A 17,408-nucleotide genomic window follows, 5' to 3' on the forward strand; every position below is an offset into this window, starting at 1 on the left:
CTCCTTTCAACACAAACGAACGCCACGGCCGGGCATCTGTGCCCGGCCGTGGAGATGGAGTGGGAAGGTCAGGCGGACTGACCTTTGCGGGTCCTGCCGCCGTACCTGAAGCGGAAGAACAGGTAGCAAGCAGCCACGAACGGAACCCCGAAGTACAGGGCTGCTATCTGCGACGGGTCCATCGCGATGCCAATCAGAGAAACAAGGCACAGAACGAAGGCAAGGACGGGGACCAGCGGGTAAAACGGGGCCTTGTAGGCAAGGTCGGCCACCTTTCCACCATTGCGCACGAAGGCGCGGCGGTGGAAGAAGTGGGAGGCCACAATGGACATCCACACGCCGACTACGGCAAAACCTGCCACGGACACCAGCGCCAGGTACACGGTCTCGGGCGCCGCGACGCTGCTGATCAGGGATGCCACCCCGCCAAGCATGCTCACGGACAGGGCAATCAGGGGAATGCCGCGACGTGTCAGCTTCTTGAAGGCCTGGGGAGCGTGGCCCTCGTCCGCCAGCGAATAGAGCATCCGGGCGCAGGAGAACAGGCCGCTGTTACCGGCAGACAGCAGTGCGGTGATGATGACGAAGTTCATGATGTCGGCTGCAAACGGAATGCCCACGGAAGAGAACACGGTGACGAAGGGGCTCTCATCCAGGCCCACCTGGTCATAGGGGACAGTTGCTGCAATGACCGCGATTGCTCCAACGAAGAAGATCAGCAATCGAATGACGGTGCTCCGCATCGCCTTGGGAATGTTGCGCGAAGGATCAGCCGTTTCTCCCGCTGCTACGCCGATGAGTTCGGATCCCGAGAACGCATAGAAGACAGCGAGGGCCGTAACCAGGACTCCGGTGAATCCGTTGGGAAACAGTCCGGCTGAAGTAGTGAAGTTCGCAAACAGGAAGGGATGGTTGCCGGAGTTCGACAACGGGTGGAAGCCGACAAGGGCAGCACCGCCGAGGATGATGAGGCCGATGATGGCGCCCACCTTGATGATGGCAAACCAGAATTCGGATTCACCGAAGAACCGTGAAGAGATTGCGTTGAACCCAAACAGGATTACTGCGAAGACGAGGCACCAGACCCAAACTTCGACTTCCGGGAACCAGCGCTGCATCAACAATCCTGACGCCGTGAACTCAGAACCTATGGCAACGGCCCAGCAGAGCCAGTACAGCCAGGCCGTGGTAAATCCTGTGGCAGGTCCGATCGATCGCGCGGCGTATATGTGGAAGGCCCCGGAAACCGGATAGGCCACGGCCAGTTCACCAAGGCAGGCCATCACCAAGTACACAACGAAAGCACCAACCAGGTACGCGATCACGGCGCCCAGCGGGCCTGCCTGGGAGATGGTGTAGCCCGAGCTCAGGAACAGCCCGGATCCGATGACGCCTCCCATCGCGATCATGATCAGGTGCCTGGTCCCCATTGATCGGCGAAGTCCGCCTTGGGGAGTTTCGGTGCCGGGCGCACGGGACTGATGGTCCAGCTGCAGGGGTGTTGAAGATTCCATGTGATTCTCCGGTGTTTGACGTATGCGAAGGGGAAGAGTCGGGCGGGCTTGATGCGGCCCGCAGGGGCCTGTGGTGATGAAGGTAACACAGAATCCAGCGAGATAGTCATTAAAAACATTTATGAATGCCTATAAAGCACAGCTGGACCGAAAAGCTCAGCCGCCCTAACGACTTCCGAATGGTCAGAATGACCACGTTCTCCGGCGAATCGACATGGCCGCACTGACGCGAAGCCACCGCAGGATGGAGTCATCAAGCCAACCCATCCCAAAGGAGCACCATGACCACCTACGATCTCGCCCTCATTGGCTTCGGCGGAGTCAACCGCACACTCGCCGAAATCGTTCACCAACGCGGAGAGGACCTTCGCGGTGAACTGGGCTTCGGCCTGCGGATCGTTGCCATCACGGACCTTCGACTCGGCTCGCTGATGGTCCCCGGAGGAATCGACCTCGGGATGGCGCTCAACCTGCCCCAGGATGAGACGTTTGCCGATCACGGTGGGTCCCGGGACACCAACAACGAGGCTGTTATCCGGAACTGCACGGCGGACATCATCTGTGAAGCCACCTTCACCAATCCGGAGGACGGAGAGCCGGCCGTATCCCACGTACGCTGGGCACTGGAATCAGGCAAAAGCGTCTGCACCACCAACAAGGGGCCTGTGGCACTCCAAGGTCCTGAACTGACCCGCCTGGCCGAAGCAAACGATGCCAGGTTCGAATTCGAAGGTGCGGTCATGAGCGGTACCCCGGTCATCCGCCTTGCCAAGCAGATGTTTACGGGGCTGGCCATCGACGGGTTCGAAGGCATCTTGAACGGCACCAGCAACTACGTGCTGGGACGCATGGAATCAGGCCTCGACCTCCCGTCCGCTGTTCGTGAGGCACAGGAACTGGGCTACGCGGAAGCCAACCCCACGGCAGACATCGAAGGCTATGACGTCCAACTCAAAGTGCTGATTCTCGCCAACGAACTTTTGGGGGCAGGCATCACGCTCCAGGATGTTGGCCGCGAAGGAATCTCCTCCGTCACACCCGCAGACATCGCCAAAGCAGCCTCTGAAGGGCGCCGATGGAAACTCATCGGAGCCGCGAGCAGGAACTCCGACGGCACCGTATCCGCTTCGGTCAAACCGATGGCACTGCCCTTGGACCACGGCCTGGCCGGCATTTCCGGTGCCACAAATGCGGTCTCGTTCAGCACGGACCTGTTGGGCCCGGTGACTATTTCAGGACCGGGCGCCGGGCGCGTAGAGACTGCGTACGCCCTGCTTTCCGACATCATCGCCATGCACGCAGCCAAGAAGGTCGCCTCCCATGTCTGAGACTTTGACCGCAGAACTTTCCACAGTGGCCTCCGTCCAGGCTGTCACCAGTCCCTACGACCACCGGACAGTGGGCACAATCCACCGCACGGATCCGGATGCCGTGGAGGCGGTCCTTGCCACAGCCCGCGCCGGGGCCCGGGCATCCGCCGCACTTTCCAGGGACGCCAGGGGCAGGATCCTGGACCGCGCAGCACAGTCCATCGAGGATCGCAGCGAACTCTTCGCCCGGACAATCGTCGACGAAGCCGGCAAAACCATACGCCAGGCGCGCAAAGAGGTACTGCGGGCTGTCAACACGCTCCGTTTGTCCGCGGCCGAAGCCAGGCGCAACGCCGGCGAAGTGGTCCCCTTCGACGCGTATGAAGGTTCCGAGGACCGTCAGGGCTGGTTCTCCCGGGAGCCGCTGGGCATCATCCTCGCCATCACGCCCTTCAACGATCCCCTCAACCTGGTGGCCCACAAAGTGGGGCCCGCCATCGCAGGAGGCAACGCCGTCGTACTCAAACCGTCGGCACTGACTCCCCTCTCCGCCCAGCTGTTGGCAGAAACGCTGAAGGAAGCCGGACTTCCCGACAACGTGCTGACCCTTGTCCACGGAGGGCGCGAGGTTGCCCGGAAGATCCTGTCCGCGCCGGAGGTGCGCATGGTGTCCTTTACCGGGGGTTTTTCCACGGGGGAGGACATCGCGAGGACGGCGGGGCTGAAGAAGCTGGCCATGGACCTCGGCGGAAATGCCCCCGTCATCGTGATGGATGACGCAGACCTGCAGAAAGCGGTGGAATCGTGCGTATCCGGCGCGTTCTGGGCTGCAGGGCAAAACTGCGTGGGTGTGCAGCGCATCCTGGTGCATAGCTCCGTTTATCAGGAGTTCAAGGAGCGGTTCCTGCACGAAACGGCGGCGTTGGTGGTAGGTGACCCGGCCGCGGAGAACACCGACGTCGGTCCGATGATCACAGGTGAGGCCGCCAGGGCCCTCATCACCAAGGTCGGACTGGCGGCGGACCACGGAGCCAGGATCCTTGCCGGCAACAAGATTTCAGGAAACATCGTCCATCCCACTGTCCTGGAGAACGTTCCGGAAGACAGCCGTTTATGGCAAGAGGAAGCCTTCGGGCCGGTGGTCATGCTGCGTCCGATCGATTCCTGGGCCGAGGCCCTGGACGTAGCAAACTCCATCAGCTTCAGCCTTCACGCCGGGATCTTCACCTCCTCTCTCGGCACTGCCATGGACGCGGCGAAGCAGATCCAAGCCGGTGGCGTGATGATCAACGACTCCTCCGACTACCGCTTCGACGGCATGCCCTTCGGCGGTTTCAAGTACGGAAGCCTCGGCCGGGAAGGAGTCCGCTTCGCCTACGAGGACATGACCCAGCCAAAGGTCGTCTGCATCAAGAACTGAATTGCCCGCGTGTGAAGGGTGCGCCGGCCTGCAGCGCACCCTTCACCGGCCGGGCAGTGCCGCCCATATACACAATCCGAAGGAAACCCGACAATGGACTATCGCGTGGAAGAAGATTCCCTGGGGCGTATCAACGTGCCAGCCAAGGCGTACTGGGGGGCACACACTGCCAGGGCTTTGGACAACTTTCCCATCAGCGGAATCACCCTGGCACAGCACCCCCGGCTCGTTACTGCTTTGGCAACGGTTAAGCGGGCAGCCGCTGTTACCAACGGGCATCTGGGCGCCATCGACCCAAAGGCAGCCCGTGCCATCGGGTGGGCATGCGAAGCCGTGGAGGCAGGTGGTTTCCGGGAGCAGTTCTGCGTGGACGTGATCCAAGGAGGTGCCGGTACAAGCACCAACATGAACGCCAACGAAGTGATTGCCAACGTTGCGTTGGAGTTTCTGGGACATCCACTGGGCTGCTACGAATATCTGCATCCCATCGACCACGTCAATCGTTGCCAGTCCACCAATGACGTCTACCCCACGGCACTCAAGCTGGCTTTGGTGGGAGCCGTCGAGGAAATCTGCGGTGAACTCGACCGTTTGGTAGCGGCCTTCCAGGACAGGGGCGCAGCTTTTGGACACATCCTGAAAATCGGGCGCACCCAACTGCAGGATGCCGTGCCCATGTCCCTCGGACAGGAGTTCCACGCATTTGCGGCCACCATCGCTGAAGACCGGCAACGCCTCGCCGAATCGGCGGGCCTTCTGCTGGAATGCAACCTGGGCGCAACCGCCGTCGGAACGGGCATCACGGCAGAGCCGGGCTACAGGGAACAAGTAGTGGGTGTGCTGGCAGATATCACCGGCCGGAAGCTTGTCCCCGCAGAGAACCTGGTTGAGGCGACCTCGGATGTGGGTGCGTTCATGCACCTCTCCGCCATGCTGAAGCGCTCGGCAATCAAGATCTCAAAAATCAGCAGCGATCTTCGCCTGCTTTCGAGCGGACCACAGAACGGCTTGGGCGAGCTTCGGCTACCGCCACGCCAAGCGGGCTCCTCGATCATGCCAGGCAAAGTGAATCCCGTTATTCCTGAGGCCCTGAACCAGATTGCCTTCGCCGTGGCTGGTGCGGACACAACAGTCACCATGGCCGCAGATAACGGCCAACTGCAACTCAACGCTTTTGAGCCGGTCATCGGACACGTGTTGTTGCAAGGACTTGCCTGGCTAAGCAACGGAGCCCGCATTCTCAGGACACACTGCATTGAAGGCATCGAGGCGAATGAAGAGCTGCTGACCACGCGGGCGGCACGCTCAGCCGGGCTAGCTACAGCGCTTATCCCCGCAATCGGCTATACCGCTGCAGCTTCCGTCGCCAAAGCAGCCCTTCGTGATGACACCCCGGTACTTCAGGTGGTGACATCCATGGGGTTATTGAAGCCCGAGGAGGCGCAGAGCATCGTGGCGGACGCGGTCGGCGTGCCGGGTGTGCAGCAGCGCGACCACTGAACTAGGCCGAGCTACGCCGGATCACATTGGACAAAGTCATGGCGGTCACGGTGTCCGCGACGCCCGGGATCGCTGCTATCTCTTCCCAGATCTCCTGGACCCTTCCCAGAGTCCGGGCCTCGACACGGACTATCAGGTCAAAGTCGCCGCTGAGGACATCGCACAGGACAACCTCCGGAATTGACCGAAGGGCACTCAAGACATCGGCTCCGCGCATGCGGTCCTTACGGTAGACCATGAAGAATGCGGAAACGGAATCCGGATCCGCGCCACCAGAGACAACGGTGTAGCCCTGGATGTAACCCTGCCGCTCCATGCGTTCGATGCGTTGACGCACTGCATTCCTCGAGAGCATTACTTTGCTGGCCAGCACCGCATGGGGAACTCTGGCATTCCTTGTGAGTTCCGCGAGGATACTTTGATCGATAGCGTCCAGGCCCGCCCGCTCCATGGGTCCCTTCCCAAATAACCGCGCAGGCCCATACCGCCTGCCTTGACCGAAAGGTCCAGGAAGAAATGATACTTCCACATCAGGGTGGGAGACCGGATCCATGACGTGGAGGAGCCGCCAAGGCCTACCCTGGGCCGGGCCGCCGGTAGTAGGGTCAGAGCACCAGACGCAGCACGCCCAGGAGCATCCCATGAAAAAGCTCATCAATGATCCACGCGCAGTGGTGGACGAGTCCGTCGAAGGATTCGGCATGGCCCATGCCGACATTGTGGACGTCCATCCCGAGCCCAAGTACGTCGTCCGGAAGGGCGGTCCTGTGGCGGGCAAGGTGGCCCTGGTCTCGGGCGGCGGCAGCGGCCATGAACCGCTGCACGCCGGCTTCGTCGGGTTGGGGATGCTCGACGCCGCTGTCCCGGGCGCCGTTTTCACGTCTCCCACACCGGACCAGATCATCCCGGCGACGACCGCCGTGGACTCAGGTGCCGGCGTCGTACATATCGTCAAGAACTACACCGGCGACGTCCTGAACTTTGAAACCGCCGCCGAGATGGCCCAAGCCGAAGGCGTCCACGTCCGTTCGGTGCTGGTCAACGACGACGTTGCCGTGGAGGACTCGCTGTACACGGCCGGTCGCCGCGGAGTCGGGGGCACTGTGTTGGTGGAGAAGATCGCGGGTGCGGCTGCGGAGCGCGGCGATGGCCTCGAGGCCGTCACGGCGATTGCCGAGCGCGTGGTTGCCAATGTGCGGACCATGGGTGTGGCCTTGTCCGGTTGCATCGTGCCGCATGCGGGGACGCCGAGCTTCGAGCTTGCTGAGGATGAAATCGAGATCGGGATCGGCATTCACGGAGAACCCGGGCGGCACCGGATTGCCATGGAAGGCGCCGACGGCATTACCGACCGCCTGCTGGAGCCTGTGCTCGAGGACCTCTCCATTGCTTCCGGCGACAGGGTGCTGCTGTTCGTCAACGGCATGGGCGGCACACCCCAAAGCGAGCTGTACATCGTCTACCGCCGGGCCGCGCAGGTGCTCGCCCAGCGCGGGGCCACTGTGGAGCGCTCGCTGGTGGGCAACTACGTGACGTCCCTGGAGATGCAGGGTTGCTCGGTATCCGTGCTGCGGCTCGACGACGAACTGACCAGCCTTTGGGACGCTCCCGTCCACACGGCCGCGCTGCGTTGGGGAGCATGAGCATGGGGTTGGGCGTGGACTGGGCGGTGGACTGGTTGAAGCTTTCCGCGAAGGCCATGGCTGAGCACCGCACGGAACTCATTGAGCTGGACAGGGCAATAGGCGATTCGGACCATGGCGAGAACATGGATCGGGGCTTCCAAGCTGTCCTCCAGAAGCTCGACGAGACTCCGCCGGAGACTGCCGGAGCTGCGCTCAAGGCGGCAGCTATGGCGCTGATGTCCAAAGTGGGCGGAGCTGCCGGCCCGCTCTACGGGACGGCGTATTTGCGGGCCGCTACCTCGTTAGGAGATGCGACGGACTTGGACGGTGCTGCCGTGGCCGGTGCCCTCGCCGCCGCGCGTGATGGCGTTGTGGCCCGGGGCAAGGCCGAGCTTGGCGACAAGACAATGGTTGACGCGTGGACGCCTGCTGTTGACGCCGCGGGCACCGCCGCCGCCAAGGGTGCCGATGCGCTCGCCGTCCTGAAGGCGGCTGCGGAAGCTGCCGAGGTGGGAGCCGCGGCGACTGACCCGTTGGTCGCCCGCAAGGGCCGCGCCAGCTACTTGGGGGAGCGGAGCGCCGGGCACCGCGACCCGGGCGCAGCTTCGACGGCGCTGCTGTTGCGCGCGGCCGCGGCTGCTGCCGCCGGCTCCACCGGTGACGCAGGAACCGACGCCGTATGACGGTGGGGATTGTGGTGGTCTCGCACAGCAGCAAGATCGCTGAAGGTGCGGTGGAACTCGCCTCCCAGATGGCGCCCGACGTCGAACTCGTCGCCGCCGGGGGCACTGCCGACGACCGGATCGGCACGAGTCTGGAGAAGGTGCTTGCCGCCGTCGAGCAGTCCTTGATCGATGCGGGAGGCGACGGGGTGGTGGTTCTCACCGACCTGGGTTCGGCGGTGATGACCGCCGAATCGGCCATCGAGTTCGCGAGCGACCCCGACTCTGTGCTGCTCGCCGACGCACCGCTGGTTGAAGGGCTCGTCGCGGCGGCTGTCGCAGCGCAAGGAGGTGCCGACGTCGGGGATGTTCGAAAGGCTGCGGAGGCTGTTGCATTTGGGGCCGGCGCCGCCGTCGTCCAGGACGCTGTCCGCGAGCCGGATGCCGCGGGCGATTTCGAACTCATCAACCCCTTGGGCATCCATGCCCGGCCCGCCGCGAAGATCGCCGGAGGATTGTCGGGGATGGACGCCGAGGTGACAGTCAACGGCGTCGAAGGGACCTCCTTGATGGGTTTGATGACGCTCGCTGCCGGCAAGGGCGCAAGCCTGCACGTGGAGGCCAACGGCAAGGATGCGTTGAAGGCTGTCCAATACGTGGGACGGCTGGTGGAGGAGGGGTTCGGCGAACTCTGATACACGCCGAATAAGCGCCAAATATTGCTAAGGATCCTGATTAGTGATGTTGTAGAGGTACAGGTTCACAACGAGAAAGAGGTGCGACATGGGTGCTGATGACAAGATGGAGAACGCTGGAGAGAAGCTTGCAGGCAAGGCCAAGGAAGCCGCCGGAAAGCTGACAGACAACGAGCGCTTGGAAGCGGAAGGCCGCGGAGAACAGACCAAGGCCGACCTCAAGGGCGCAGGCGAAAAAGTAAAAGACGCCTTCAAGAAAGACTAGGAATTCAGGCAAGGCCGCTGCAATTGCAGCGGCCTTGCCGTGTTTAGGTCAACCCGCACGCGGACTGATGGAGGATTCCCCATGAATTTACTGTTGAAGATGTTTGGGCTGGTTGTCAGCCTTGGAGCCGGCACCCTGGCGAACAAGACGCTTGAAGGACTCTGGGAGAAGAAAACCGGAAAGCCGGCTCCCAAAGACGGAACGGACCTCAACGATTCCCTGCCGGGCGTGCTTCTCTTCGCCGTCGTGTCAGCCGGCGTTGGTGCCGTTGTTCACGTACTCACGCAGCGGGGCACCAAGAGTGCCATTGCCCGCATAAAGAAGACAGCAGACGAGGTTTAACCCATGGCTATCGCACGTTTTCCGACATTTGTCATTGATTGTCCTGACGCTTCCGGGCTCGCCGATTTCTACGCCGGGCTGCTGGGTTGGGAAGTGAAGGGCGAGACCGATTGGTACGAAGTTCGCCCCGCCGACGGGGGACAGTGCATCGCCTTCCAGCAGGTTGAGTCCTACCGCGCTCCTGAGTGGCCCGGGCAAACCGTCCCGCAACAGATGCACATCGACGTTGTGGTGGATGACCTTGATAAGGGCGAGGAAGTCGTTCTGGGCATGGGGGCAACCAAGGCAGAGCACCAGCCCGGAGAAACCTTCCGCGTGTTCCTTGATCCGGCCGGGCACCCGTTCTGCCTTTGCCTGTCCTGATCTTTGATTTGGGCCAATTCGCGTCACGATCCGGCTGGTGCAGGCACCTCTTAGTGGGATAACTGTCTTCTCAGCCGGATAACAGCGTCGTGCCCACGGCCCGTAGGGGTAGAGGCACCCCAGGCCCATCGCGGCCGCACCGCTAGGCACCGGTCGATGCTGACAGCGCCCGGATGGCCCCTCGAGTCGGGGCAGTCAGTGTGGCCGGTCAAGCAGCCGGCCGGCCACACCGGGGGTCAGCCCGGCTGACCGGCCGGGTGTCAGCCCTGCTCCGCCGCCCACTCCTCAACACGGCGGTTGCTTTCCTCCTCCGAGATGTCCTCCACACGCGTCATGATGGACCACCGCATGCCGAACGGATCCCGGATGCTCGCGTAACGGTCCCCGGACACGAACGTAGACAGCGGCTCGCGGATGATGGCGCCGGCTTGTTCAGCACGCTGTACCAGGCCGTCCGCGTCCTCGCAGTAGAGGCCGAGGGAGTAGCAGTCGTCGTCGCCGTCCGGCGCCGGGACCAGGTTGTACCCGGGATTGGGCTCGCCGAGTTGGAGGTGGCCGTTTCCGAAGTCGAGCTCCGCGTGGACCACCATCCCGCCCATCTCGGTGGCGCTGATGACCCGGGCGCCGAAAACCTCCTGGTAGAACCCGATTGCGTCCTTGGCGTTGACGACAGCCAGGAACGGGGTGAGGCTGGTGAGGCCGTTCGGGATGCCGTGGGTGGTGTATTCCCCGTGGGCGGCCTTGGTGGATTCGGTGCTTGTAGTGTCTGTCATGTCTAGGACGCTACGGGCCCTCATGGTGGCCGCGCTTGGAAATTCGCGACAAATCCTCCGGAAGGAAGACTGTGGAAGGTTCTTTCAAGGGGATCCTCTACCCGGCACGCCTCCCCGCCTTTCATCGCCTGCCCGCGCCTACTTCCGTGGCCCACCTTGTCCAGTGGTTCTGGATCCCCGAATGGGACATCGAACCGGGCCGAAGCTCCCGTCAGCACGTGATTGCGTATCCGCAGTGCAACCTCGTGGTGCAGCCTGACGCCTTGGTCTTCACCGGCCCCACGACCCGGGCTGCTTATCGGGACCTGAGTGGGCGTGGCTGGGCTGTGGGTGCCCTCTTGCGGCCGGCTGCCGTTCCCCTTTTCACCGATGACCCGGGCGGCCTGCGTGATGGTGAAACGGTTTTGGCTTTCGAGGAGCTGCACCTTGCGGTGGTGGAGGCGATGGAGGCGTCCGACGGCGGCGCCCGGGTTGCGTCCGACGGCGGCGCTCGGGTTGCGTCAGACGGCGGCGCCCGGGTTGCGTCCGACGGCGGCGCTCGCCGTGAGCGGGCGGTCGAGGCCTTTGCGGGGTGGCTGGCTTCCGTTGACGTTGGGTCGTCGGAGGAGGCGTTGCTGGCAAACAAGCTGATGGATGTCTGTAGCTCGGAGGCCGCCTTAGTCCGGGTGGAGGACGTGGCTGCTTCCTTGTCGGTGTCTTCGCGGACACTTCAGCGTGTGGCCAAGAAGTACATTGGCCTCAGCCCTGCCGCGCTGATCCGCCGTCGAAGGCTCCAGGACGCAGCGGAACGTGCGCGCGTGGACGCTTCAGCGGATCTTGCAGCGATAGCTGCCGAGCTTGGCTACGCCGACCATGCGCACTTGACGAACGACTTTCAGCGATATTTGGGATTCACGCCGAGCAACTACCGAAAAGCGTTCGGCGAGGGCAGCTGATTACTGTTTGTCGGCGTCGTCGGCTGATCCTGGGTCGCTGAGGCGTCGGCCAAATGCGGCACCCAAAGCATCCGGCAGGATGTTTGACCCAAGGCCCATCGTGCGTGATTTTAGTGAGCCGCCGAGTGCGTTGCCCTTGCCCTCCATCATGGCCTTGAATCCTTGCTCCGCTACTTGGGAGGCGTCGTCCTTCTCTTCGCTGCCCACCTTCGTATCCAGGAGGTCTGCTTTCTCGAAGAACGGCGTTTCCGTGGGACCCGGCAGCAGGAGGGTGACGGTGACGGCTGTGTCTTTGAGCTCGTTGCGCAGTGCCTGCCCGAACGACTGGACAAAGGCCTTGGATGCGCCGTAGATGGCTTGGAACGGCGCGGGTGTGCGGGCGATGATCGAGGACGTGAACAGGATCCTTCCCGCGTTACGGGCGGTCATGTCCTTCACGATCCATTTGGCCAGGGCGACCGTGGAGCTGACGTTGAGATCGATGATGCGCAGTTCGTCGTCGAGGGCGGTTTCCACGAACGGCCCGCCGACGCCGATGCCCGCGTTGAGGGCTGCGGCTTCGAGGGGTTTGCCGAGTGCAGTGACGGCCTCGCGGAGTTGGTCCACGCTTTGCCTCTGGCTCAAATCGATTTGCCGGGGTATCACCGCGGGGGCTCCTGACGGAAGTCCAAGACTCGCCGCGAAGGTGCCTAAGCTTTCCGCGGCGCTGTGGATGTCTTGGTGGTCAGAGACGATGACGGTGTCGAAACCGTGGGCTACGAATTGCTTCGCCAACTCGTAGCCGATCCCCATGGAGGCGCCGGTGACCATGGCCAAAGGACGTTCGGGGGTTTCCATGGTGGGTCCTTTTGTCGGGCGGGGGTCTGGTTTGGATTGGGCGTTGTCGTGGTGCGGGCGCCCGGGGCGTTCTTTGGTGCCGTCTTTGGTGCCGTCTTTCAAAGGGTACTTAGTAATTGCGGGGATGGCATTAGTGGTTGCTGGGTTGCGGGGATTCGCCAGGGAGGAGTCTGGGTGTGGATCTGTGCCTGGACTTTACGCGGCTTTGGTATTGGGCCGGTGGGCAAGTCTCGGGTTGGGGTCTTTGATGTTGGCGGCGCAGTGTCAAAGATTTGGATTTGTACCCTAATCTGACGCGTTTCGAGGGTGCACCTGACGTCAGGTTGGAGTGTGCCTTAAAATGGTTGTCCCTAGTTTTGTGGGTACCCCAAGGGATCAGATCGGATGGGCGGCCACAATGTGAGAGGCCGGATTCATACTTGAGTAGATTATTGGGATTCTTAATGACTACACCGGGGCGTGTCCTTATGCTTGGTTGAAATCTTCCCCGCCGAGCGCATTATGGAATTGGTTTTCCATCTCCTGACGGAAGGCATCCATGTCACCCTCCAAGGCAAGCTCGGCCAGTCTCTCGTGCTCTACAGCGATTTCATGGAGAGCACCGTAGGTAGGATGGTCCACCGCGAAGTAGAGACGCAGCTTGTTCTCCCAACCGTTCCACAGAGCATGCAAGGCGGCGTTCCCCGAGAATTCGTAGAAGAGCCTGTGGAAGCGAAGGTGAGCGTCAACGCTGGCCGGAATGTCGTTGGTGTCCGTGGCCCGGTAGAGTTCCTCGATGGTCTGCTTCAACCGAAGCCGCTCAGGTCCGCGCAACGTCGCGGCCGAGAGCTCGGCAGCGTAAGGCTCCACAAGTAAACGGATTGATGCGATCTCGGCGACGTCGCGAGCACTCACCTCCACGACGAACGACCCACGGAAGGGGATCTTCACGACCAGCCCCTCCTCCTCAAGCCGGGTCAGCGCCTCACGCAGCGGGGACCGACTGATTCCGAGATCGGCAGCAATATGCGTCTCGCGCAGCTGTTCCCCCGGGGGCACGGTTCCGTCCAGGATGGCTGTCCGCAGCACGCGGTACACGCCGTCCGGCGTCGTTGTCCGCTGTTCCTGCCACTTGAACTTGCTGTCCATCGCGTCCCCCTCTTGTCGATTGTCGATTATACCGCCATGAGCGCCGTAAAGGGGCCTACACTAACGGGCGCGCCCGCCCAGTCATGCGGGCGGGGAAAGTCATGAGGCGCGAATGGCTTTGTCCTGCTGAGTTCCAGTGAGGTCCTCGACGGCTTTTCCTAAATGCAACCTGATGGCCTCCAGGAGACCTCTCCTCTCGCCCGCCTCTAAGAGAACCAGGATGTTTTGGTGTTCTTTCACCAGCATGTCGATCCTTGGGTAGGAGACTTCCAGATTGAGGATACACATCCTCGATTCTGTCGCGAGCGTCTTGTAGATCCTGATCAAACGGGAATTAGCCGTCCCGGCGACAAGGGCTGAGTGGAACTGCATGTCGAGCCGCGCGATAGTCTGCCAGTCGGAAGTGGCCACTTGCTTCGCCATTTCGCCCACGATTCTCCTGAGCACTTTGCAGGTCTCTGTGATCTGCTTGGGGCTGCCGTCCAATAGCCTGTTGGCGGCGGCGGTTTCGAGGACCTCACGAACCTCGTAGATCTCCCTGAGGTCGTGTCTTTCTACTTCCAGGACGAACACGCCATAGTTGCGCCTGCTGATGAGGATTCCTTCCTGGCATAACCGCTGCAGTGCTTCCCGGAGAGGACTTCTGGATATGTTGAGCTGGCGGGCCAGAAGGGATTCGTTGATCTGTTGCCCTGGCCGGATAGCTCCCTGGATGATTTTTTCCCGCAGCTGATCTGCGATCATCTGCGGCGTGGTTCTTTCCTCTCCTGCAAAGAGTCCTTTTGGTGCCGCCATGACATCCCACTCCTCTCCTACCGCGCCACGCCGCATATTTCCTAGATTGGTATTGCTGTGTATTTGTACTCGAGGAATTCTTCGATGCCGATTTTGCCGCCTTCTCTGCCGAGGCCTGATTGTTTGATCCCCCCGAAGGGTGCTGCGGGGTTGGACACGGTGCCGGTGTTCAGTCCGACCATGCCCACTTCCAGTTCGGTGGTGAAGCGGAGGGCTTTGTCCATTTTTTCTGTGAATACATAACCCACCAGGCCCCACTCGGTATCGTTGGCCAGGCGGAGGACTTCGTCCTCGCTTTCAAAGGGCGTGATGGCCGCTACTGGACCGAAAATCTCGGTGTTCATCAGTTCAGCATCCAAGGGGACGTTGGTGAGGACGGTGGGGGTGTAAAAGTAGCCGGGGCCTTCGGGGCGGTTGCCGCCGGTCAGGACGCGTGCTCCCTTGGAGACCGCGTCGGCAACGAGGCTTTCGACCTTGTCCAGGCCTTTCTGCTCGATGAGGGGACCGATGTCGGTCCCGGCAAGGGCGCCGTCGCCGACCTGCAGTTCGGAGATCTTCTTGGCGAACTTTTCGCTGAATTCAGCCACCACTGAGCGGTGGACGAAGAAGCGGTTGGCGGCGGTGCAGGCCTCGCCCATGTTCCGCATCTTGGCCTTCATGGCTCCGTCGACTGCTTTTTCGATGTCCGCGTCGGCCAGGACGATGAAGGGGGCGTTGCCGCCGAGTTCCATGGAGGAGCGCATGACGTTCTGGGCGGCTTGGCGCAGCAGGATCTTGCCGACTCCGGTGGAGCCGGTGAAGCTGATCTTGCGGGCGATGCCACTGCCCATCCAGGTTCCGACGACGGTGGAGGGGGCGGATGTGGTGACGACGTTCAGGACGCCGTCGGGAAGGCCTGCTTCCCTGAAGATCTGCACCAGGGCCAGGGAAGTCAGCGGTGTCAGCTCGGCCGGTTTGAAGACCATGGTGCAGCCGGCGGCGACGGCGGGGGCGATCTTGCGGGCGCCCATGGCCAGCGGGAAGTTCCACGGGGTGACCAGAACGCACGGGCCGACTGGTTCCTTGGTGATCATGACCCGGGTGTTGCCGTCCACGGAGGAGGCGCTGTCACCGCCAATGCGGACTGCTTCCTCGGAGAACCAGCGCAGCATGTCGGCGCCGTATGCCACTTCGCCCTTTGCCTCGGCCAGTGGCTTGCCCATCTCGGCGGTCATGATCGCGGCCAGCAGGTCCGTGTTGGCGATGACCAGCTCAAACGCGCGGCGGAGGATGTCAGCGCGTTCGCGGGGCGTGGACTTGCCCCACTCCGCCTGGGCGCGGCCGGCGGCCTGGATGGCCAAGGTAGCGTCTTCGGGACCGCCGTCGGCTACGTGGGCGATGATCTCGTGGTTTGCCGGGTTCTCCACCGGAAACGTGGCACCACTGGCGGCCGTTTGCCAGATGCCATCGATCAACAATTCCGTGTGAAGACCTGAAGAGTCGAATGGAATGCTCATGTCACGCTTTCAAATGATGGTTGGAGAGACGTTAGGAGTGGCTGTTTCAGGGCCTGGGTGAACCTGGCGGCGATCGCGGACATAGGGGAGCCGCAGGGAGAAGCCCCTGACGGAGCTTCGTCCCGGCCGTGGAGAGTATGTGCTGTGCAGTGCGGAGAAGGCGGATGGAAGCCTCCACCGCCCCTGAGCCGGACATGGCTCAAGAAACGCTGTCCAGCTCCGAGGGCAGAAAGTCTCCCAGCTTTCCGTCAGCTGAAGCAGCGGCTTGTAACATCACGGTGGTGTTCCGTGCATGGACAATCTTGGCCCGCCTACTCACAGGCTGCCGCGACGACGTCGGGATGGCAGTGACCAGCTCTGGTAACACCGATTCCGGTCGTGAAATCGATGTACTTGTTGCCGTCTGCCGCGTGGATCCAGCTGCCGGGAGCGTGGTAAACAACGACCTGGTGGCCTGTTTGAGGAGGGGGTCAAGAGTTGCCATGATTGTGTACCTTTTGTGGATCGGTTTAGCTGGTTTTGAACCGTTGGGGCCGCACGAAGTCGAGGCCGTCGAAGGTGCGTTTGCCGAGGGCTTCGTGCGCGGCGATTTCGCCGAATCCGGTGGCGTTCTTGAAGCCGCCGCCGGAGAAGCCGGTTGCGCAGTAGATCCGGCCACCCTCCTCCATCCAGCCCACCAGCGGATTCTTGTCCCTGGTGTAAAGGTCAGGGAACGCGTCGGAGCGGACGATCGTGGGGTACAAGCCCGGGAAGAACTCCGAGACGGTGTCAACGGTCTCGGTGATTTCCGCCGGAGTGAGTTCCCTGGGCAGGTTTCCCGCATCGGGCGTTGCTCGGCCGCGGCCGTCAAGGGTTGCCTTGACGGTGACGCCGTCGACGGCGGGTGCCCCGTACATGGAGCGGTCCTCGTACATCCTCGTAAAGATGGGGAATTTATCCGGGGAGAACTCCATTCCGTCGCGGGCGACGAACCAAGTCAAGATGAGCCGCTTGGTTTCCGCTGCTGCCTTCAGGTAGTCGGGCATGAGTTTCGGTGACCAGCCGCCGGAGGCGATGATGACGTTCTCGAAGGTCCAGGACTTTTGTCCGGAGGTGATGAGGACGCCGTCGGGGGTTTCCGTGATGTCGGTGATGGGGGTGTTGTTGTGGACGGTAGCGCCGTTGTTTTGTGCTGCCATGATAGCGGCGGTGACTGCCCGGTCGGTGCGCAGGGCGCCGGCGTTGGGGTCGTAGACGGCGCCGTCGTCGGTGCGGAGGTTGTGCTGGGGGTAGCGTTCAGCCATGTCCTCGTGGCTGAGGATCTCGTGCTCGGCTGCGGTGATGCGGGTGGTTTCGAGCAGGCCAGAAATGTAGGCCCCATCTTTGGTGCCGATGGAGAGGCCGCCGCAGCGGGTGAGGATGTCCTGGCCGGTTTCGGCTTCGAGTTCGGTCCAGAGGTCGCGGGAGCGTTTCCGGATGGGGTAGTAGTCGGGGTTGCCGTTGTAGATCATGCTGAACAGGCGGGTGTCCCCGCCTACGGCGCTGCGGCCGTGGGCGGGGGTGTGTGCTTCAAAACCGACGACGGAGTCGGTGAGGCGGGATGCCTGCCAGAGGGCCATGGAGCCGATGCTGCCCAGGCCGATGACAGCGAGTTTTCCATCCATGGTTTAGAGCACCTGCTTCAGGAAGGCTTGGGTGCGGGGTTCTTGGGGGTTGGTGAGGATTTGTCGTGCGTCGCCGCGTTCGACGACTACTCCTTCGTCCATGAA

General features: G+C 62.2%; 18 protein-coding genes and 2 pseudogenes. 10 read left to right on the forward strand and 10 right to left on the reverse strand.

Annotated elements, in window-relative coordinates:
• Positions 1-68: 68 nt before the first annotated feature.
• Complete coding sequence (locus tag AB0N65_RS19805; protein WP_364165702.1) at positions 69-1,514, reverse strand: amino acid permease; 1,446 nt, start codon at positions 1,512-1,514, stop codon at positions 69-71.
• 281 nt (positions 1,515-1,795) lie between these two features.
• Here AB0N65_RS19805 and AB0N65_RS19810 point away from each other — a divergent pair, with 281 nt between their 5' ends.
• From AB0N65_RS19810 to AB0N65_RS19820, 3 genes are all read left to right on the forward strand, one after another.
• Positions 1,796-2,842: a homoserine dehydrogenase gene (locus AB0N65_RS19810; protein ID WP_364165705.1), complete on the forward strand. Its 1,047-nt coding sequence runs from the start codon at positions 1,796-1,798 to the stop codon at positions 2,840-2,842.
• Positions 2,835-4,244: an aldehyde dehydrogenase family protein gene (locus tag AB0N65_RS19815; RefSeq protein WP_364165708.1), complete on the forward strand. Its 1,410-nt coding sequence runs from the start codon at positions 2,835-2,837 to the stop codon at positions 4,242-4,244. The genes AB0N65_RS19810 and AB0N65_RS19815 overlap by 8 nt, the downstream gene beginning before the upstream one ends.
• Before the next feature lie 93 nt (positions 4,245-4,337).
• Positions 4,338-5,744 carry an aspartate ammonia-lyase gene (locus AB0N65_RS19820; protein ID WP_364165711.1) on the forward strand — a complete coding sequence of 469 codons (1,407 nt, stop codon included), beginning with the start codon at positions 4,338-4,340 and terminating at the stop codon, positions 5,742-5,744.
• Between the two features lies 1 nt (position 5,745).
• Here AB0N65_RS19820 and AB0N65_RS19825 read toward each other — a convergent pair whose 3' ends face one another.
• Positions 5,746-6,462 carry an Lrp/AsnC family transcriptional regulator gene (locus AB0N65_RS19825; protein ID WP_364165713.1) on the reverse strand — a complete coding sequence of 239 codons (717 nt, stop codon included), beginning with the start codon at positions 6,460-6,462 and terminating at the stop codon, positions 5,746-5,748.
• Between AB0N65_RS19825 and dhaK the strand changes: the two genes are divergently transcribed.
• The 6 genes from dhaK (at position 6,386) to AB0N65_RS19855 (ending at position 9,696) form a co-directional block, all read left to right on the forward strand.
• Entirely contained in the window at positions 6,386-7,387 is a 1,002-nt protein-coding gene (dhaK, locus tag AB0N65_RS19830; RefSeq protein ID WP_364165715.1) for a dihydroxyacetone kinase subunit DhaK, read from the forward strand. The genes AB0N65_RS19825 and dhaK overlap by 77 nt on opposite strands.
• Before the next feature lie 2 nt (positions 7,388-7,389).
• Entirely contained in the window at positions 7,390-8,052 is a 663-nt protein-coding gene (gene dhaL / locus AB0N65_RS19835) for a dihydroxyacetone kinase subunit DhaL (protein ID WP_364165753.1), read from the forward strand.
• Positions 8,049-8,726 (forward strand): dihydroxyacetone kinase phosphoryl donor subunit DhaM, encoded by a 678-nt coding sequence (dhaM, locus tag AB0N65_RS19840; RefSeq protein WP_364165718.1) that lies wholly within the window; start codon positions 8,049-8,051, stop codon positions 8,724-8,726. Before dhaL ends, dhaM begins: the two co-directional genes overlap by 4 nt.
• A gap of 88 nt (positions 8,727-8,814) precedes the next feature.
• Positions 8,815-8,991 carry a CsbD family protein gene (locus tag AB0N65_RS19845; RefSeq protein WP_364165721.1) on the forward strand — a complete coding sequence of 59 codons (177 nt, stop codon included), beginning with the start codon at positions 8,815-8,817 and terminating at the stop codon, positions 8,989-8,991.
• Between the two features lie 81 nt (positions 8,992-9,072).
• The gene (locus AB0N65_RS19850; RefSeq protein ID WP_364165724.1) at positions 9,073-9,333 is read left to right on the forward strand and encodes a DUF4235 domain-containing protein; all 261 of its coding nucleotides are present in this window, start codon (positions 9,073-9,075) and stop codon (positions 9,331-9,333) included.
• Between the two features lie 3 nt (positions 9,334-9,336).
• The gene (locus AB0N65_RS19855; RefSeq protein ID WP_364165727.1) at positions 9,337-9,696 is read left to right on the forward strand and encodes a VOC family protein; all 360 of its coding nucleotides are present in this window, start codon (positions 9,337-9,339) and stop codon (positions 9,694-9,696) included.
• 260 nt (positions 9,697-9,956) lie between these two features.
• Here the strand turns inward: AB0N65_RS19855 and AB0N65_RS19860 are convergent, their stop codons facing one another.
• Positions 9,957-10,469, reverse strand: coding sequence for a VOC family protein (locus AB0N65_RS19860; protein ID WP_364165729.1), 513 nt, complete (start codon positions 10,467-10,469; stop codon positions 9,957-9,959).
• A 71-nt stretch (positions 10,470-10,540) separates the two neighbouring features.
• On the opposite strand from AB0N65_RS19860, the gene AB0N65_RS19865 reads away from it, so the two are divergent.
• A complete protein-coding gene (locus tag AB0N65_RS19865; RefSeq protein WP_364165732.1) occupies positions 10,541-11,404 on the forward strand; it encodes a helix-turn-helix transcriptional regulator in 864 nt (287 codons plus the stop codon).
• Here the strand turns inward: AB0N65_RS19865 and AB0N65_RS19870 are convergent, their stop codons facing one another.
• The 7 genes and pseudogenes from AB0N65_RS19870 to AB0N65_RS19900 all read right to left on the reverse strand — a co-directional run.
• Positions 11,405-12,241 (reverse strand): SDR family NAD(P)-dependent oxidoreductase, encoded by an 837-nt coding sequence (locus AB0N65_RS19870; RefSeq protein WP_364165735.1) that lies wholly within the window; start codon positions 12,239-12,241, stop codon positions 11,405-11,407.
• Between the two features lie 465 nt (positions 12,242-12,706).
• Positions 12,707-13,369, reverse strand: coding sequence for a GntR family transcriptional regulator (locus tag AB0N65_RS19875; RefSeq protein WP_364165738.1), 663 nt, complete (start codon positions 13,367-13,369; stop codon positions 12,707-12,709).
• A gap of 99 nt (positions 13,370-13,468) precedes the next feature.
• Positions 13,469-14,164 carry a GntR family transcriptional regulator gene (locus AB0N65_RS19880; RefSeq protein ID WP_364165741.1) on the reverse strand — a complete coding sequence of 232 codons (696 nt, stop codon included), beginning with the start codon at positions 14,162-14,164 and terminating at the stop codon, positions 13,469-13,471.
• Between the two features lie 41 nt (positions 14,165-14,205).
• Positions 14,206-15,660 carry an NAD-dependent succinate-semialdehyde dehydrogenase gene (locus AB0N65_RS19885; RefSeq protein WP_364165744.1) on the reverse strand — a complete coding sequence of 485 codons (1,455 nt, stop codon included), beginning with the start codon at positions 15,658-15,660 and terminating at the stop codon, positions 14,206-14,208.
• A 202-nt stretch (positions 15,661-15,862) separates the two neighbouring features.
• A pseudogene (locus AB0N65_RS19890) lies at positions 15,863-16,144 on the reverse strand (aminotransferase class III-fold pyridoxal phosphate-dependent enzyme); the annotation flags it as partial.
• A gap of 25 nt (positions 16,145-16,169) precedes the next feature.
• Positions 16,170-17,303, reverse strand: a complete 1,134-nt coding sequence (locus AB0N65_RS19895; RefSeq protein ID WP_364165747.1) for an FAD-dependent oxidoreductase — start codon at positions 17,301-17,303, stop codon at positions 16,170-16,172.
• Between the two features lie 3 nt (positions 17,304-17,306).
• Positions 17,307-17,408 (reverse strand): annotated as a pseudogene (locus AB0N65_RS19900) (ectoine/hydroxyectoine ABC transporter ATP-binding protein EhuA); the annotation flags it as partial.

Origin of the sequence: Paenarthrobacter sp. NPDC089322, from assembly GCF_040684895.1 — a bacterium.
Taxonomy (GTDB): Bacteria; Actinomycetota; Actinomycetes; order Actinomycetales; family Micrococcaceae; genus Arthrobacter.